Consider the following 15044-nt stretch of genomic DNA (forward strand, 5'->3'; position numbering starts at 1 on the left):
GATAAACGGCCTTCAGCCCCTGGCCTTGAAGCACCCGGCCATATGGTCATCCACCATGCCGATGGCCTGCATATAGGCATAGATGATGGTGGAGCCGACAAAGCTCATCCCGCGTTTCTTGAGGTCCTTGGAAATCGCGTCGGATTCCGCCGTGCGGGTGGGCACCTCTTTCATGCTTTGCGGCCGGTTCACCTTTGTCTTACCGCTGACAAACCGCCACAGATAGGCATCGAATGAGCCGAACTCCTGTTGAATTTCCAGAAACACCCGCGCATTCTTCCGTGTGGAAAACACCTTCAGCCGGTTGCGGATAATATCCCCCGTCGCCAGCACCTCCTCCAGCTCCGCATCCGTCATCGCCGCCACCTTCGCCACGTCAAACCCTTTAAACGCCGCGCGATACCCTTCCCTCCGCTTCAGGATCGTATACCAGCTCAACCCCGCCTGCGCCCCTTCGAGGATCAGCATCTCAAACAGCACCCGGTCGTCATGCACCGGCACGCCCCATTCCGTATCGTGATAATGGGCATAATCCTCCTTGCCTTGCGGCAACCAGGCGCAGCGGGTTTTGGTCATATAGCGCTCATGGCAATACAGGATACCAGCCTAGCGTAGCGTTATTGATATAAGAACAGACAGTTTTAAACGGCTTATCACCCGATAAAGGGAAAAGTTCACGAATTGCTCCTCTGTTTTTCTTTCTTTCCAGGTAATACTGCCCTTCAGCGGTTAGGATATCAAGATGATCGCCGCAATTTGCACTGCTTAATAAATTAGCTAGTTGTTTTTGAAAATCATTGGCAGGAATGGCTTCTCGGTTCTCTTTATCAAGCAAATTAATAGTGTTAATACTACAGCCACACCCCGCTCCAGAATCTGCAGAACCTTTCGCAACCCTGATACCTCCGCCAATATCTAGATCAACCGCCCGATTTAGGTCGGCATTGTAAGTGCCACCGCGAATTGATTGTGATCCGATAGGAAGAGAGTTTGGGCTACCATTGCGTTGGCGTTCAGGAAAAACACTGGTAAGTTTCATATCGTTTAATCTTTTGCATGCGGTCGAGTTGGCTACAGCATATCTTGAGTAATATTTCTCAGGATAAACACCATAAGATTCACATACGCTAATTGCGGTTCCACCGGGATGCGCTTCATAAAGCTCCGTCACAGTGTTTCGAAACCTTAACCTTGCCTTCTCATGGGCAGACATTCCTTTCCAGGCAGGAAAATCATCCTCAATATCTAACTGACGTTTTGTCAGAAAATAAATCTTGCTTCCTCGTTGAACGATAGAAATGCCGCTTCCAAAGGTGCAGCCATTATAGCTGCAATTAAATGAATAGGGCTTCGCGGGTTTATCACCCTCTTTATAGACCACATCATAACCATGGCATGTTCCCCTTCCATCATCAGGAACCACTTCGATAGTAGCGACTCTCTTATCAGGCGTTTGCACTTCAATTTTTTGTTTTTGATTTTCTGCAAAAAATAATTCTAGCTCTGGGTCATGAGCAATCCGATTACACAAATTTTTCGGATCTTTTTTTGCTTTCTCCAATTCCGTTTGTTCTTTTGCCTCTTTATCTTCTGAGGCATTAATGATTGCCATCATGTTTTTTATGCGATCTTGCTCGGCCTCAACCGGCTTAGAACTGGCCATAACCACGCAGCTCAAAATGGCAAACAACCAACAACTTCTTTTCATATGCCACCTATCTGTTTGGAAACAATTTAACGCCAAACCTAAACAAGCGGTAGCAAAACTTGACTGGGAATTAGGTAATACACCTAATCACGCGCAGCGTGTCTTCTCACTCATGGTCGGGCTCCTTCAGGTCCGCGTCGATACCCTTAGCCTGCGTCATGCGCAAGGCATTGGCGATGGCCATCGCATCGATCAGCTCCTGCAGCAGCGCCCCCATTACCGGGGTGATTACCCCCGCCGCGGCAAACAGCATGGCCACCACACTGAGCGCCATGCCGCCAATCGCGCTTTGCAGCACGATGCGCCGCATGGCGGCGGAAAGATGCAGCAGTTCATCCACCTTCACCAGCGAGTTCTCCATGATCACCGCCCCCGCCGCCCCCGCCGTAACGGAACTATGCTGCCCAAAAGCGATGCCCACCGTGGCGGAGGCCAGCGCGGGCGCGTCATTAATGCCATCCCCCATAAAGAGCGTCGGCGCCTTGCCCGCCTCCTCACGCACAATCGCCACCTTCTGCTCCGGGCTTTGGGATGCGCGCATTTCTCGGATGCCCAATTGCTCCGCCAGGTATTTCACCTCGGATTCCCTGTCGCCCGAAACCAGCATCACCTTGCTGAACTGGTGCGAAGGCGCAAGATGGTGGATGAAGGATTTTCCGTTCGCCCTCGGTGCATCGCGAAACCGCAGCGTCGCCGCATATTTCCCATCTTTAAGAATGATGCATTCCAACCCTGCGGCATTGGGGGGCAGGATAGCCTCCAGCGCCGGTTGCTGTTGCAGCAATTTCCTCCGATGCGTCACGCGGATCTCGTGCCCGTTAACCCTGCCACTCAACCCCTGCCCCGGCTTTTCGGAAACCTCAACGGCCTCCATCACCGCCAGCCCCTTGGCCTCCGCCGCCTGCAGGATGGCGCTGGCAAGCGGATGTTTGGAATAATGCTCAAGACTCGCCGCCAGTTGCAGGATGTCCTGTTCATTCTCCCCAGCGGCCACGATCACTTCCGTCAGCTTCGGCCGCCCATAGGTCAGGGTGCCGGTTTTGTCGAAAATGGCGGTGCGGCAGGTGGGCAGCCGTTCCAGCACCGTGGGGTCGCGGATGACGATGCCCCGCCTGGCCGCCATGGAAATGGCGCTGATAAGCGTGATGGGAATGGCGATCAGCAGCGGGCAAGGCGTGGCCACCACCAGCACGGCGAGAAAGCGCGTTACATCCCCCGTCAGCCAATAGGCGCCGATGGCCAGCATCAGCGCCAGCGGGGCGAACACCGCGCCGATCATGTCCCCCAGCCGCCGCATGGTGGGGCGCTTCTGCTCGGCCTCGCCCATCACCTGCATGATCTGGGCATAGCGGGAATCCTCCGCCAGCTTTTCCGCGCGGATCACCAGCACCGCCTCGCCGTTGATGGCGCCGGAAAGCACCTCCGCCCCCGGCGCCTTGGACATGCGATACGGCTCCCCCGTCAGGTAGGATTCATCCATGGAGCCGTTACCTTCCAGCACCACGCCGTCCACGGTTGCGGTTTCATGCGGAAACACCACCACCTCATCCCCGATGCCGATGGCACGCAGCGGCACATCCTCCATACTGCCGTCGGCCAGCCTGCGGTGGGCGATGCTGGGCATACGCTCCGCCAGCGCATGCAGCACGGAGGACGCCTTGCGCATGGCATAGCCCTCCAGCGCCTGCCCGCCGCAAAGCATGAGGACAATCAGCACCGCCGCCAGATATTCCCCGAGCCATGCGGCCGTCACCAGCGCCAGCGCGGCCAGCAGGTCCGCCCCCCAGTCGCCCCGCAGCAATTTGCGGATGATCTGCGCAACCAGCGGCACGCCGCCCACCACCATGGCCAGCAGCAGCGGCCATGAGTTTTCCCACCCGGCCCAGCGCAGCAGAAAATGCAGCGCAATAGCCAGCAGCGAAAGCGCCATCAGCCACCATTCCCAACGAACGGCAACCCCTCTGGCGCAAGCAGCAAACGAACGGAACCTTTCCATCCGCCCAGCTTACACCGCTTTGCGAAAAATGAACGCCTAAAACCTGTGCCTAAAACCTGTTAGGCCTTCATCAGCATCCAAAGCCCCATGCCGATCATCATGAGGTTTTCGGTGAGCGACACAAAACCCAGTGGCACCTTGCTGCCGCCGCCCACGCAGGCGCATTTCAGCTCCCGCTTGTCGATATAAACGGCCTTGAACACCGACACCGCCCCCACCGCCCCGATGAACAGCGCCACGGGCACGGAAAGCCACGTCAGCGCGTGGGCCACCATCAGCACCCCGGCCAGCCCTTCCAGATAGGGGTAGAGATAGGCATAGGGCACCCATTTTCTTCCCAGCAGGTCATAGCCCAGAAACATGGTGGAGAATGTCTCGACATCCTGAAGCTTCAGCATCGCCAGCATGCACATGCTGAAGGCGATGAACCACTCCACCGCGCGGGGTGTGAGGAAGGTTCCGAACATCGCATGGCTCACCGCCAGCGCCAGCAGCGCCGCCATGGCAAACACGGCCACCACCGGGCGGTAACGGGTGGCATCGGCATCCGGCAGGGGTTTGCCGAAATACCGCCGCACATCCGTATACCCGCCGATGCGCTCCCCGTCGATGAAGGTCTGCGGCGTGGTTTCCACCCCATGCGTCTGCTTGAAGGCATCCGTCTCCTCTCGTGTGGTGAGCCAGCGGTCCTCCACCTCGTAGCCTTCCTTTTTCAGCCAGTATTTGGATTTGATGCCATAGGGGCAGATGTGTTTTTCCATCACCATGCGGTAAAGCGTCGCCAGCTTGCTCATCGTCACCTCCTGCGCTGCAAAAACAGGAGCATACCCGTTCTTATGTAAGGATGCCGTTCGGGATAACCCACCTACCAGCCGGGCTAGGCACCGTTCTTTTCCCGGTGCGGGCACCCCGGCCAGCAGCAGGGCCGCCGCTTGCCGTCGGCGAGGTTCTCGCGCGCCCATTCCACTCGTTTGTTTCGGGTCTCCGCCTTTTTGGCGGATGTCACCCAGCAGATCCATTCGTTGCGCGCCAGCGGCGTAATATCTTTCCATGTGCTCAGCGCGGCTGGGTCGCCCATCAGCTTATCGCGCAAATCATCTGGCATGGAATGAACGGTACCGGCTGCAATCATGCAAAACCTCTGGTTTCCTGAATCCTAACATCATCACCCTAGCTGCGAAAGCCTGCTTTATTAGAACCGCTCTAACCATCAATTTATGATTTTTGCCCTGTCGGAACATCGTTAAAAAACCCGCTCCCTGCCCATAGTGGGCGGATGGAACACACCCAACACATCTCGCCCGATTCGATTAAGCACATGGTCGCCCTGCCGGATTTCCCCTGCATGATGGCCAAGACCGTGTTCAGCCACAACCATGCCCACCGCATTGCCTGCGCGGATATGGCGGACCTCTCCACCCCTGCCATTGCCGATACCCTGCAACGCATCTACACCGCGCTGGAAGCGATCAAGGGCGAAACGCGCGGCTACCACAGCATCATCCTGGAATTCGCCACGCCCGCCATCCGTTGCGAGCATCAGTTCGAGACGCTGCTATGGGCCTACCTCCAGGCCTTGCACGATATGGACAGCAAAACCTACCAATGGGATTCCACCGTGGAATCCGACCCCCACTCCGCGGGTTACAGCTTCAGCCTGCATGAGGAAGCTTTCTACATCATCGGCATGCACCCCCTGGCCAGCCGCAAGGCCCGGCGGACGGACAAGCCGACCCTCGTCTTCAACCTGCACTCGCAGTTCGAAAAGCTCCGCCAGATGGGCACCTACACCAAAGTGCGCGATAAAATCCGCGCGCGTGACGTCGCCTATTCCGGCAGCACCAACCCCATGCTGGAGGATTTCGGCGCCTCCTCCGAAGCCGCGCAATATAGCGGCCGCCATTTCGACAAGGAAACCTGGACATGCCCCTTCAAGCCCAACCGCTAGAATCCCCCGCCCTCACCATCATCCCCCCGCGCAGCGGCGCATCGCTCACGCTGAAAAAGGGCGAATACCTCACTATCACGGATATCGAGGGCGAACAGGTGGCCGATCTGCTCTGCTACAATGCCGACGACACGGGGGAATACCTCTCCTCCGGCCGCACGCTGGATTATGCCGAGACGCTCTTCCTCACCACCGGCCACCCTCTTTATTCCAACCGCAGCAACATCATGTTCACCATCGTGCGGGACGATGTGGGCCGGCATGATTTCCTGCTCACCCCCTGCAGCAGGGACACGTTCCGCATCATCTACGGCCACGAGCACCCGCACCGGGGCTGCCACGGCAACCTGTGCCAGGCCCTCGCCCCTTATGGCATCGAAAGCGACGACATTCCCGTCACCTTCAACGTCTTCATGCATGTGGATGTGAACGGCGAGACCGGCCGCATCAAGGTGCTGCCCCCCAAAAGCAAAGCAGGCGACAGCCTCACCCTCCGCGCGGAGATGGACCTGATCGTCGGCCTCACCGCCTGCTCCGCCGAACAATCCAACAATGGCCGCTTCAAACCCATCGGCTACACCACATCCAAGGCCGCCCCGTTCTAACACCACCGTCATTCCCGTAAAGGACGCCACCATCCCCGTCATTCCGGCGAAGGCCGGAATCCAGCCCCTCTGTTGGATATAACTTGCATCCATCGCTGCTATCGTTTATACATTGTATAAACACGAGGTCATCATGCAAGCCGAACTCAACAAATGGGGCAATAGCCTGGCCATTCGCATCCCCAGCCAGATGGCGAAGGAATTGGGCATCTCGCAGGGAAGCCTTGCGGATATTACGCTGGATAACGGTCGTATTGTCGTCACTCCGGCAAAACGCAAACCCAGCCTGAAGCATTTGCTTGCCTCCATGAAAACCACCGGCAAGGAACAGGAAATCCCAGCTGGGGGTGAAATGGGTAACGAGGCGGCTGAATGGTAAAGCAGCCCCATTGCCCCGATAAGGGCGATTTGATCTGGATCGATTTCGATCCCCAATCGGGCAAAGAAATCATGAAGCGCAGGCCCGCTCTGGTGCTGACACCCAAAGCTTATAACCGCATCTCCGGCCTTTGCCTTCTCTGCCCCATCACCTCACAACTCAAGGGGCATGATTTTGAAATCCCGGTTGCCATCGATAAAAAAAGGGGGGGCATCAAATCCGACCAGATAAAATCCTTCGACTGGCACATCCGCAAAGCGGATTTCATCGCCAAAGCCCCCCGAAAAACCCTGCAAGCCGTACTGGATAACGTGCAGGCCCTGTTGTTCGAGGCATAATCCCTCTACATCACCCACCCCTCTGCCATTGCCGCGAAAGCTGGAATCCAGCCCTCCCCTCCCCGCCATTCCGGCACAGGCCGGAATCCAGTCTCTTCGCAAAGCCACACCCCGGCAAAGCTGGGGTGACCACTCCCCCACCCACGCGCACCCATCCTGCCCGATTGCAAAAGCCCCGCATTCTGCTACCCTGCCCCTGCGTCTAGAAAACGCAAGTATAACCGTCCACCGCTCACGACAGGGCGGGTTTTTTGTGCCCGCAGCTTAGGCTGCGCCCGGCGCAAAATCTCCTATGTCGGGAGTGTGGTGCGATACAATACCCGCAAGGGGAAACCATCACACACGCGTTATACCGTGTTTTCTAGACTCCCGACACTTGAGGAGGAAAACATGCACTACACCACCCACCTGCTGCGCCACATGCGAGCCACCATCGGCCAAAACATCCGCCACCACCGCACCCAACAAAAAATGCCCCTCCACAAACTCTCCCGTCTAACCGGTATCCCGGAGCGGCTGCTGGACCATTATGAGCTGGGGAAGAATGAGATTAGGCTGGATGAGATGCTCAAGATTGCTTGCGTCCTACAAATAGAAACCCAAGGGCTCATGATATAGCCCTCGCCCCAGCCACACCCCCGCCGTCATTCCAGCGAAGGCTGGAATCCAGTCCTTTCACAATAACTACACCTCAGCTTAGCTGGGGTGACAACAGAAACTAGCCTCTATTGCTGCCCAAAACCCAATTCAGGAAGCAAGAAAACCAGAGGCTCATAAGCTAAGAAACTGGATTCCAGCCTTCGCTGGAATGACGACTAGAAAAGTTAGCCGTCTCTGGCCATTTATGAACATACAGACCAGCTTACAAGTCCACCGGCACTTTCACTTAGCTCAGGCGCTTGGAGGCTTACTTGTTCTCGTTGCTGGATACGCTTACCTTTCTGATAAAAAGCATATTCAAGAGCAGATTCGCACGTTAACGGAGCGTCTTGGCAAATTAGAAAAGTAGGGCTTCACCATGGCTAATGTTTATAACTGTACTGACAGCCCTACCCCCTAACCGCCGCCTCAATCCCCGCCACATCGATCTTCCTCATCGGCATCATCGCCGCAAACGCCCGTTTGGCCACCTCGCCGCCCTGCGCCATGGCATCGGTCAGCACGCGGGGGGTGATCTGCCAGGAGAGGCCCCATTTATCCTTGCACCAGCCGCACTGGCTCTCCTGCCCGTCATTGCCCACGATGGCGTTCCAGTAGCGGTCGGTCTCCGCCTGGTCTTCGGTGGCGATCTGGAAGGAGAATGCCTCGCTATGCTTGAAGATATCCCCGCCATTGAGGCCTATGCAGGGCACGCCGCACACGGTGAATTCCACCGTCAGCACCTGCCCCGCCTTGCCGCCGGGATAATCCGCCGGCGCGCGGTGTACCTTCACCACCTTGCTGTCGGGGAACACACCGGCATAAAAATTCGCCGCCTCTTCCGCATCATGGTTGTACCAAAGGCAGAGCGTGTTCTTGTTCATGGCGGTCTCCTTTTCACACCGGTAGCGCAGGCTAGCTGCTTTCGTCCATGAATCCAATATCAAACACTAGCCCCGGGCCGTGCCATCCGCTATAAAGCGCCCGTAACGGAAGGATGGGTGGCCGAGTGGTTTAAGGCACCGGTCTTGAAAACCGGCGTGGGTGCAAGCTCACCGTGGGTTCGAATCCCACCCCATCCGCCATAGTTAAGCTCTGCACGATTCCAGCTCCAGCAGATAGGCCTTGGCCTTCAGCCCGCCCGCAAAACCGGTGAGCCTGCCATTGGCGCCGATCACCCGGTGGCACGGCGCGACGATGGAAATGGGGTTTCTGGAATTGGCCATACCCACGGCGCGCGCGCTGTTCGGCTGGCCCATCTGCCGGGCAATCTGCCCATAGCTGCGCGTTTCGCCGTAAGGAATGGCGAGCAGCGCGTTCCACACCCGGCGGCTGAACTCATTGCCGGTGAAATCCAGCGGCAGGTCGAACGCCTTGCGCTCCCCGGCGAAATATTCCTTCAACTGCGCTTCCGCTTGCAGCAGGAGGGGATGGTGCCGGTCTTCCCGCGCGGCCTGCACATGGGGCACGCGCTGGGGCGCGTCCTGCTCCCATAAAATAGCGGCCAGGCCGTTGTCGCCGGTAATCAGCTTCAATTCCCCCACGGGGGATTGCATCCTGTTGAATCGATAACCCATGGCGTTTCCTTTCAGACGGTTCGCACCATCCATGCCAGCCCGGGCAAACATTACTCGCCATTTTCGGACATGGCCATTAGATTAACCCCATGTCCGAAAATGGCGAGCGAAGGCCGCACCCCCTGCTAAACCGGCCAAAAGATTCAGGAACCCCCATGATAGAGCCAGCCATTGCCTATGACGCATTGACCTCGCGCGATCCTCGCTTCGACGGCATCTTCTTTGTCGGCGTTACGTCCACGGGCATTTACTGCCGCCCGGTTTGCCCGGTCAAAACCCCGCAGCAAAAAAACTGCCGCTTTTTCAGCACGCCCGAATCCGCTGAGAAAGCGGGCTTTCGCCCCTGCCTGCGCTGCAGGCCGGAACTCGCCCCCGGCGTCGCCCCCGTGGACGATGCCATGCGCATCGCCCATCTTCTTGCTCACCGTGTGAACCAGGGCATGATGGACGGCACCGGCAGGCTGGAGGAAATCGCCGCCCAGTTTGAACTGAGCCCACGCCAGCTTCGGCGCATCATCACCAGCCAGCTTGGCGTATCGCCCATCGAACTGCTGCAGACCCGCCGCCTGCTGCTGGCCAAACAATTGCTCACCGAAACAGGCCTGCCCGTTACGGAAATCGCCTTTGCCAGCGGTTTTTCCAGCCTGCGGCGCTTTAACGATGCCTTTCGCACGCATTACGGCATGCCCCCCACGCGGCTGCGAAAAGAAGCCGCCAGCCACGCGCCCTCAAGCACAACGAACAGCTCCACCCTGCAACTCACCTACCGCCCGCCATATGACTGGGCCTCCATGCTGGAATTTCTTCAGGCACGCGCGCTCAGGGGCATTGAGCACATCACCGGGCAAAGCTATGCGCGCACCGTCAGGGTGGGCGAGCACAAAGGCTGGATCAAGGTGACGCACAAGCCGGAGAAACATGCGCTCATGGTGGAATTCACCCATTCCCTGCTGCCGGTGCTGCCCAACCTCCTTCGCTGTCTGCGCAACCTGTTTGATCTGGACGCGCGGCCGGATGTCATTTCCGCGCATCTCATGAAAGACAGCCTGCTGAAAAACACGGTGATGGCCCACCCGGGGCTGCGCGTGCCCGGTGCGTTTGACGGGTTTGAAATGGCCGTGCGCGCCATCCTCGGCCAGCAGATAACCGTGAAAGCGGCAACCACCATCGCTTGCCGTATGGCTGAAGCCTTTGGCGAAAGGGCTGAAACCCCATGGCCGGAACTGTCTCGCCTGTCCCCCACGGCAGAACGCATGGCCGCTGCCTCGGAAGAGGCAATCACCTCCCTTGGCATCATCGGTGCCCGCGCCAGAAGCATCATTGCCCTGGCCAAAGCACAGCTGGCTGGCCATGTGCGGCTGGAAGCTGGCATTCACCCGGATAACGCCATCCGTTACCTGACCACCCTGCCCGGCATAGGCCAATGGACGGCGCATTACATCGCCATGCGCGGCCTGCGCTGGCCGGATGCCTTTCCTAAGGAAGACATCGCCCTGCGCAAGGGCCTGGGCGGCATGACGGCGAAACAGGCGGAGGAACGGTCTCAGCCGTGGCGCCCATGGCGAAGCTATGCCGTGCTTCACCTCTGGAAAAGCATGACCGCCTAGCCGTTCACCAGGCTGAGGATATTGCCTTCGGGGTCTGTGAACCAGGCAATCTGCATATGGTCGTCATCCGCCACATGCACATCGCCCTTCAAGGTCAATCCGGGCATGGTATAATGCTTGAACTCAACCCCTAGGGCCTTCAGTTGCTTCGCGGTTTTTTCCACGTCCTTCACCGGCCAGCTCACATTTGTGGCTTTGTTCGTGCCTGCATAAGCCGATTTATACACGAAGATGCTGGTGCCTCCGCTTTGAAACACAAGCACCGTATCCTTCACCTGTTCCAGCAGTTTGAGACCCAGCTTTCCTTCATAAAAATCGCGCGCCCTGTCCAGGTCCTTCACTGCGATGTTAGCTACCGCATCCTCTGTTCCCAGCATCCCGCTCTCCTGTCAAAAACCGCATCAAAACATTGGGTGAATAAATTAGCCATACAAAGCGCCTCAGGCCGCGGCCGCATCGGCCTTCGTTTTATATTGCTCATAGGCCATGATGGCGTCGGCCGCATACATGAGCGACGGCCCGCCCCCCATATACACCGCCATACCCAGGGTTTCCTCCACCTCTTCACGTGTTGCGCCAAGGCGCACGAGGGCTTCGGTATGAAAGCCGATACAGCCGTCGCAACGGGTGGATACTCCGATAGCCAGCGCGATCAGCTCTTTGGTTTTTTTATCCAGCGCCCCATCCTTGGTGGCCGCCTGCGCCATGGCGGAAAAACCCTGCATGGTCTCGGCAATATCCTTGCGCAGCGCTTTCATGTTGGCGGAAATCCTTGCGGTAATTTCGGGATAGCTCTTGCTCATCTTTTTCTCCTGTAAACATGTGAATTCCACTTGCTTATATTAGCATAATCTAATATATTGTCAACATGAACAGCAAACACACCTCCATGCCTCTGGAAACCATGCAGCGCAACGCCGCCAGGGCGGAAGCCATGCTCAAGCAAATGGCCAACCGTCACAGGCTGCTGGTGCTGTGCAACCTTGTTACGGGGGAAAAAACCGTTTCAGAGCTCATGGAAATGCTGGGTATATCTCAATCCGCCCTGTCTCAGCATTTATCCAAAATGCGTGCCGCTGGTTTGGTGAATGCTGAAAAGCGAGGCCAGCAGGTTTATTATCGCATCAGCAGCGTGGAGGCTCAGGCCCTGCTCTCCACCCTGTATCTCATGTTCTGCAATGAATAGAATATATTAGAAATACCTAATAAATCAGGAGTTAACCATGCCCATGAAAACCATCGACGCCGCCACGCTCAAACAATGGCTCGACAAGGGGGAAGCCCTGCTGCTGGATGTGCGCGAGCCAGCGGAACATGCCGCCTGCTGCATCGACAACGCACACCTGATGCCACTTGGTAAACTCAGCAAACAAAGCCTGAACCTGAAAGAAGGACAACGCCTCGTCATCCATTGCCAGCGCGGCGGGCGCGGCACTTCCGCCTGCGAGAGGCTGCTGGCGGAAGACCCTTCGCTCGAGATTTATAATCTGGAAGGCGGCATCCAGGCATGGCAGAGCGCCGGTCTGCCGATAAAAACCTCGGGCAGGCGTATCCTGCCGCTCGACAGACAGGTTCAGCTCACCATCGGCCTATGCGTATTAACAGGGAGCATCCTCGGGTATGTCGTGAGTCCGCTCTTTTTCCTGTTCACCGGTTTTTTCGGCGCGGGCCTCACCTTTGCAGGCCTTACCGGCTTTTGTGGCCTGGCCATGATCATGGCCAGAATGCCCTGGAACCAGCAGGGCAGAAGCAACCGCTGCTGCGCAACCTAAACCGAACATGACGGCGAAGTTAGGTTAAAGCCGCCTTTGCCTATCGCTGCCTTACACGCATTTCCCTAGGTTCCATGTGTTTGAAAACGTAAACACAAGGAACCTACCATGAAAAAACTCATCAGCATGCTGGCGCTGTCAGCCTTCGTTGCCGCCCCCGCTTTCGCAATCGATGCAACCGCCACAACGAACACCGATGTCTCCACCGGTGTAAACACCTCGCAGGATTCGGGCATTTCCCTGTCGGGTAAGGCCAAGGTCCTTCCCCATGCGTCCGTTTCCACTGGCGATAACACCGCCACCACGGATGTAAGAACCTCGGTCGATGCGGACAATAGCGCAGCGGCTGCACGCTCCGATACGACGGTGGAAAATAAAAGCTACCACAGCATGAATGGCAAAGGCCATAAATACGGCCATGACCGCCGCGACTAAAAACCACGACTAAAAAATAACAGGACAGAATTGGGGGATGCTTCGCGCATCCCCTTTTTTTGCCTAATTAAGCAACCCGTCCTTACGCTGGCGCTCTTCTTCCTGCAGGTGTTCCTTCACGGCCACCACCACGCCCACCAGCGCGGCCAGCACGAAGCAGCTGATGAGGATTTTCCACACCGTCGCATCTGTGAACAGGTCAAACCACAGGGATGCCAGGAACGTCAGCGCCGCCACCGCGGCAATGCCGATGATACTGTACATGCAATAACGCTTGAGCATACCCCCTCCTTTAAGCCGCGTCGCGCTCCAGAATCACCATGAATGCCTCACGCGCGAAAAACAGCAATTCCCTTCGGCGCTCACGCTCCATGGTCACCACACGCCAACCCTGCCTTGCATGGTTATTGAGAAATTCGGAAAACCGCTCCGGGTTCACTTTCGATTCCCGCAGGATGATCGATCCCAGAAGCGACTCGCGGTAGATAATCACCCTGTATTCTTTCATCATGCATTCTCGCTCACAATGCGCATCGCCGCGCAGGCGCTAATAGCCCGTCATCATCCTGTCGACCAGCTGCTTCACCGTGGGGATAAAACCATTCGCGTAAAACGGATCATCCGCAAACCGGAAGGCATTATGACCGGAGAACATCAGCTGATCCTCAATATCCTTGTCGGAATGCGCGATGTGCTGAAGCGTTTTTTGAATGCAGTAGCTGCGGGGATCAGCCTTGCGGCCGGTGGTGCCTTCCTCGTTCTGCGCCCAGTTACTGAAGCGGCACATGCTGAGGCAACCCATGCACTCGATCTGGTCGGTAACGATCTGGTTCTCTTTGCTTTCGGTAATGAAAATGACGGTATCGTCCGGCGTTTTCATCATATGGTCAAAACCTGCCGCAATCCATGCCTCGGTCTTCGGCTTATCCTCGGGCTTCACATAGATGGGCCGCTTGCGCGGGCCGAATAGCAACGTCTCGCTGAATTCGGCATTTTGCTCGGTAACGAAGGGAATCTGCCGCTCGGAACGGGCATAAAGCTCGTCGATGAAATCATTGCGCACGGCGGAGGAATAAAAACCCGTCGGGCTGAACTGGTTCAACGCCACATCGCCGGGTTTCAGCGTCAGCAGCCGCTGTTTCCACTTGTCGGAAATGGGGCTTTCCTTTGTCAGCAGCGGGCGCGTGCCGAACTGAAAGGCAATGGGGCCGATTTCCGGATTATCCAGCCAATGCTCCCATTCGGCGATGTGCCACACGCCGCCCGCCATGATGATCGGCACGTCCTTGAGGCCAACCTCGTTCATGAACTGACGGATCTCCAGCACACGTGGGTAAGGGTCTTCCGGCAGCAGCGGGTCCTCGGCGTTGGAAAGGCCATTATGCCCGCCCGCTTTCCAGGGGTCTTCATACACCACCCCGCCCAGCAGCTTGGAGCGCTTGCTGAACGAGCGCTTCCAAAGCGCGCGGAACGCCCGCATGGAAGAGACGATCGGGTAGTAATAGACATTGTAATGCTCGGCGATCTCGGCGACCTTGTACGGCATGCCCGCCCCGCAGGTAATGCCGTGGATGAGTCCTTTGGTGCGGTCCATGATGCCTTCGACAATGGCTTCCACCCCGCCCATTTCCCACAGCACGTTCATGTGGATGCGGCCTTCGCCGCCGGACACGTCATGCGCGATCCGCGCCTGCGTCACCCCGCCGCGGATGCCGTATTCGATCAGCTCCAGGTGGCGCTCGCGGCGCGTCTTGCCCTGATAGTTCTGCGGCAGGATATTGCCCTGCTCGTCGTAACTGTCGGCATTCACGCCGGAAAACGTTCCCACCGCGCCGGCCGCGGCAAACGCGCCGGAGCTCTCGCCATTGGTCACGGCAATGCCCTTGCCCCCTTCGATCAGGGGATGCACTTCCTTGCCGGAAATAATGACGGGTTTGATTTTAGTAGCGTTGAAAGGCTGCACGGCTGTAAGCAAAGTCTGCACCATTGAATACTCTAAGTCTGCGAGGACATGAGCATAAGCATTCTGGTGATTATCGC

The 15044-nt window shown here is 57.2% G+C and carries 21 protein-coding genes and 1 tRNA gene; 10 read left to right on the forward strand and 12 right to left on the reverse strand.

The window, feature by feature from the left end; translation table 11 throughout:
- Window positions 1-12: 12 nt before the first annotated feature.
- The 5 genes from GC177_04280 to GC177_04300 form a co-directional block, all read right to left on the reverse strand.
- Window positions 13-576: a DNA-3-methyladenine glycosylase I gene (locus tag GC177_04280; GenBank protein MBI1275171.1), complete on the reverse strand. Its 564-nt coding sequence runs from the start codon at window positions 574-576 to the stop codon at window positions 13-15.
- A 7-nt stretch (window positions 577-583) separates the two neighbouring features.
- Window positions 584-1663, reverse strand: coding sequence for a hypothetical protein (locus GC177_04285; protein ID MBI1275172.1), 1080 nt, complete (start codon window positions 1661-1663; stop codon window positions 584-586).
- A 151-nt stretch (window positions 1664-1814) separates the two neighbouring features.
- Window positions 1815-3704, reverse strand: a complete 1890-nt coding sequence (locus tag GC177_04290) for a heavy metal translocating P-type ATPase (protein ID MBI1275173.1) — start codon at window positions 3702-3704, stop codon at window positions 1815-1817.
- Between the two features lie 59 nt (window positions 3705-3763).
- The gene (locus tag GC177_04295; GenBank protein MBI1275174.1) at window positions 3764-4498 is read right to left on the reverse strand and encodes a glutaredoxin; all 735 of its coding nucleotides are present in this window, start codon (window positions 4496-4498) and stop codon (window positions 3764-3766) included.
- An 83-nt stretch (window positions 4499-4581) separates the two neighbouring features.
- Window positions 4582-4836: a hypothetical protein gene (locus tag GC177_04300; GenBank protein MBI1275175.1), complete on the reverse strand. Its 255-nt coding sequence runs from the start codon at window positions 4834-4836 to the stop codon at window positions 4582-4584.
- Between the two features lie 144 nt (window positions 4837-4980).
- On the opposite strand from GC177_04300, the gene GC177_04305 reads away from it, so the two are divergent.
- The 5 genes from GC177_04305 to GC177_04325 all read left to right on the forward strand — a co-directional run bounded on the left by GC177_04305 (window position 4981) and on the right by GC177_04325 (window position 7592).
- Complete coding sequence (locus tag GC177_04305) at window positions 4981-5652, forward strand: YqcI/YcgG family protein (protein MBI1275176.1); 672 nt, start codon at window positions 4981-4983, stop codon at window positions 5650-5652.
- A complete protein-coding gene (locus GC177_04310; protein ID MBI1275177.1) occupies window positions 5628-6257 on the forward strand; it encodes a DUF1989 domain-containing protein in 630 nt (209 codons plus the stop codon). The genes GC177_04305 and GC177_04310 overlap by 25 nt, the downstream gene beginning before the upstream one ends.
- Window positions 6258-6390: 133 nt before the next feature.
- Window positions 6391-6636: an AbrB/MazE/SpoVT family DNA-binding domain-containing protein gene (locus GC177_04315; protein MBI1275178.1), complete on the forward strand. Its 246-nt coding sequence runs from the start codon at window positions 6391-6393 to the stop codon at window positions 6634-6636.
- A complete protein-coding gene (locus GC177_04320) occupies window positions 6630-6974 on the forward strand; it encodes an mRNA-degrading endonuclease (protein ID MBI1275179.1) in 345 nt (114 codons plus the stop codon). The genes GC177_04315 and GC177_04320 overlap by 7 nt, the downstream gene beginning before the upstream one ends.
- Before the next feature lie 390 nt (window positions 6975-7364).
- The gene (locus GC177_04325; GenBank protein ID MBI1275180.1) at window positions 7365-7592 is read left to right on the forward strand and encodes a helix-turn-helix domain-containing protein; all 228 of its coding nucleotides are present in this window, start codon (window positions 7365-7367) and stop codon (window positions 7590-7592) included.
- A 431-nt stretch (window positions 7593-8023) separates the two neighbouring features.
- Here GC177_04325 and GC177_04330 read toward each other — a convergent pair whose 3' ends face one another.
- On the reverse strand, window positions 8024-8497 hold the full coding sequence (locus GC177_04330) for a VOC family protein (protein MBI1275181.1): 474 nt from the start codon (window positions 8495-8497) through the stop codon (window positions 8024-8026).
- Window positions 8498-8608: 111 nt separating this feature from the next.
- Here GC177_04330 and GC177_04335 point away from each other — a divergent pair.
- Window positions 8609-8698: transfer RNA gene (locus tag GC177_04335), tRNA-Ser, on the forward strand.
- Between the two features lie 3 nt (window positions 8699-8701).
- Here GC177_04335 and GC177_04340 read toward each other — a convergent pair.
- Window positions 8702-9190 (reverse strand): methylated-DNA--[protein]-cysteine S-methyltransferase, encoded by a 489-nt coding sequence (locus GC177_04340; GenBank protein ID MBI1275182.1) that lies wholly within the window; start codon window positions 9188-9190, stop codon window positions 8702-8704.
- Window positions 9191-9345: 155 nt separating this feature from the next.
- Between GC177_04340 and alkA the strand changes: the two genes are divergently transcribed.
- Window positions 9346-10797 carry a DNA-3-methyladenine glycosylase 2 gene (gene alkA / locus GC177_04345; GenBank protein MBI1275183.1) on the forward strand — a complete coding sequence of 484 codons (1452 nt, stop codon included), beginning with the start codon at window positions 9346-9348 and terminating at the stop codon, window positions 10795-10797.
- On the opposite strand, the gene GC177_04350 is transcribed toward alkA, so the two are convergent.
- On the reverse strand, window positions 10794-11174 hold the full coding sequence (locus GC177_04350) for a VOC family protein (protein ID MBI1275184.1): 381 nt from the start codon (window positions 11172-11174) through the stop codon (window positions 10794-10796). The genes alkA and GC177_04350 overlap by 4 nt on opposite strands.
- Before the next feature lie 63 nt (window positions 11175-11237).
- Entirely contained in the window at window positions 11238-11600 is a 363-nt protein-coding gene (locus tag GC177_04355; GenBank protein ID MBI1275185.1) for a carboxymuconolactone decarboxylase family protein, read from the reverse strand.
- Between the two features lie 101 nt (window positions 11601-11701).
- On the opposite strand from GC177_04355, the gene GC177_04360 reads away from it, so the two are divergent.
- From GC177_04360 to GC177_04370, 3 genes are all read left to right on the forward strand, one after another.
- Complete coding sequence (locus tag GC177_04360) at window positions 11702-11983, forward strand: metalloregulator ArsR/SmtB family transcription factor (GenBank protein MBI1275186.1); 282 nt, start codon at window positions 11702-11704, stop codon at window positions 11981-11983.
- Window positions 11984-12026: 43 nt separating this feature from the next.
- Window positions 12027-12569, forward strand: coding sequence for a DUF2892 domain-containing protein (locus GC177_04365; GenBank protein MBI1275187.1), 543 nt, complete (start codon window positions 12027-12029; stop codon window positions 12567-12569).
- Window positions 12570-12677: 108 nt separating this feature from the next.
- Window positions 12678-13004 carry a hypothetical protein gene (locus tag GC177_04370; GenBank protein MBI1275188.1) on the forward strand — a complete coding sequence of 109 codons (327 nt, stop codon included), beginning with the start codon at window positions 12678-12680 and terminating at the stop codon, window positions 13002-13004.
- A gap of 63 nt (window positions 13005-13067) precedes the next feature.
- On the opposite strand, the gene GC177_04375 is transcribed toward GC177_04370, so the two are convergent.
- Genes GC177_04375 through GC177_04385 form a run of 3 tightly spaced genes read right to left on the reverse strand, consistent with a single transcriptional unit; the run spans window position 13068 to window position 14991 of the window.
- On the reverse strand, window positions 13068-13286 hold the full coding sequence (locus GC177_04375; protein MBI1275189.1) for a hypothetical protein: 219 nt from the start codon (window positions 13284-13286) through the stop codon (window positions 13068-13070).
- A 10-nt stretch (window positions 13287-13296) separates the two neighbouring features.
- Complete coding sequence (locus tag GC177_04380; protein ID MBI1275190.1) at window positions 13297-13512, reverse strand: DUF4177 domain-containing protein; 216 nt, start codon at window positions 13510-13512, stop codon at window positions 13297-13299.
- A 39-nt stretch (window positions 13513-13551) separates the two neighbouring features.
- Window positions 13552-14991: a nitronate monooxygenase gene (locus GC177_04385; GenBank protein ID MBI1275191.1), complete on the reverse strand. Its 1440-nt coding sequence runs from the start codon at window positions 14989-14991 to the stop codon at window positions 13552-13554.
- Window positions 14992-15044: the final 53 nt, after the last annotated feature.

The organism is bacterium (assembly GCA_016124905.1).
In the GTDB taxonomy this organism is placed as follows: domain Bacteria; phylum Pseudomonadota; class Alphaproteobacteria; order Rickettsiales; family RI-342; genus RI-342.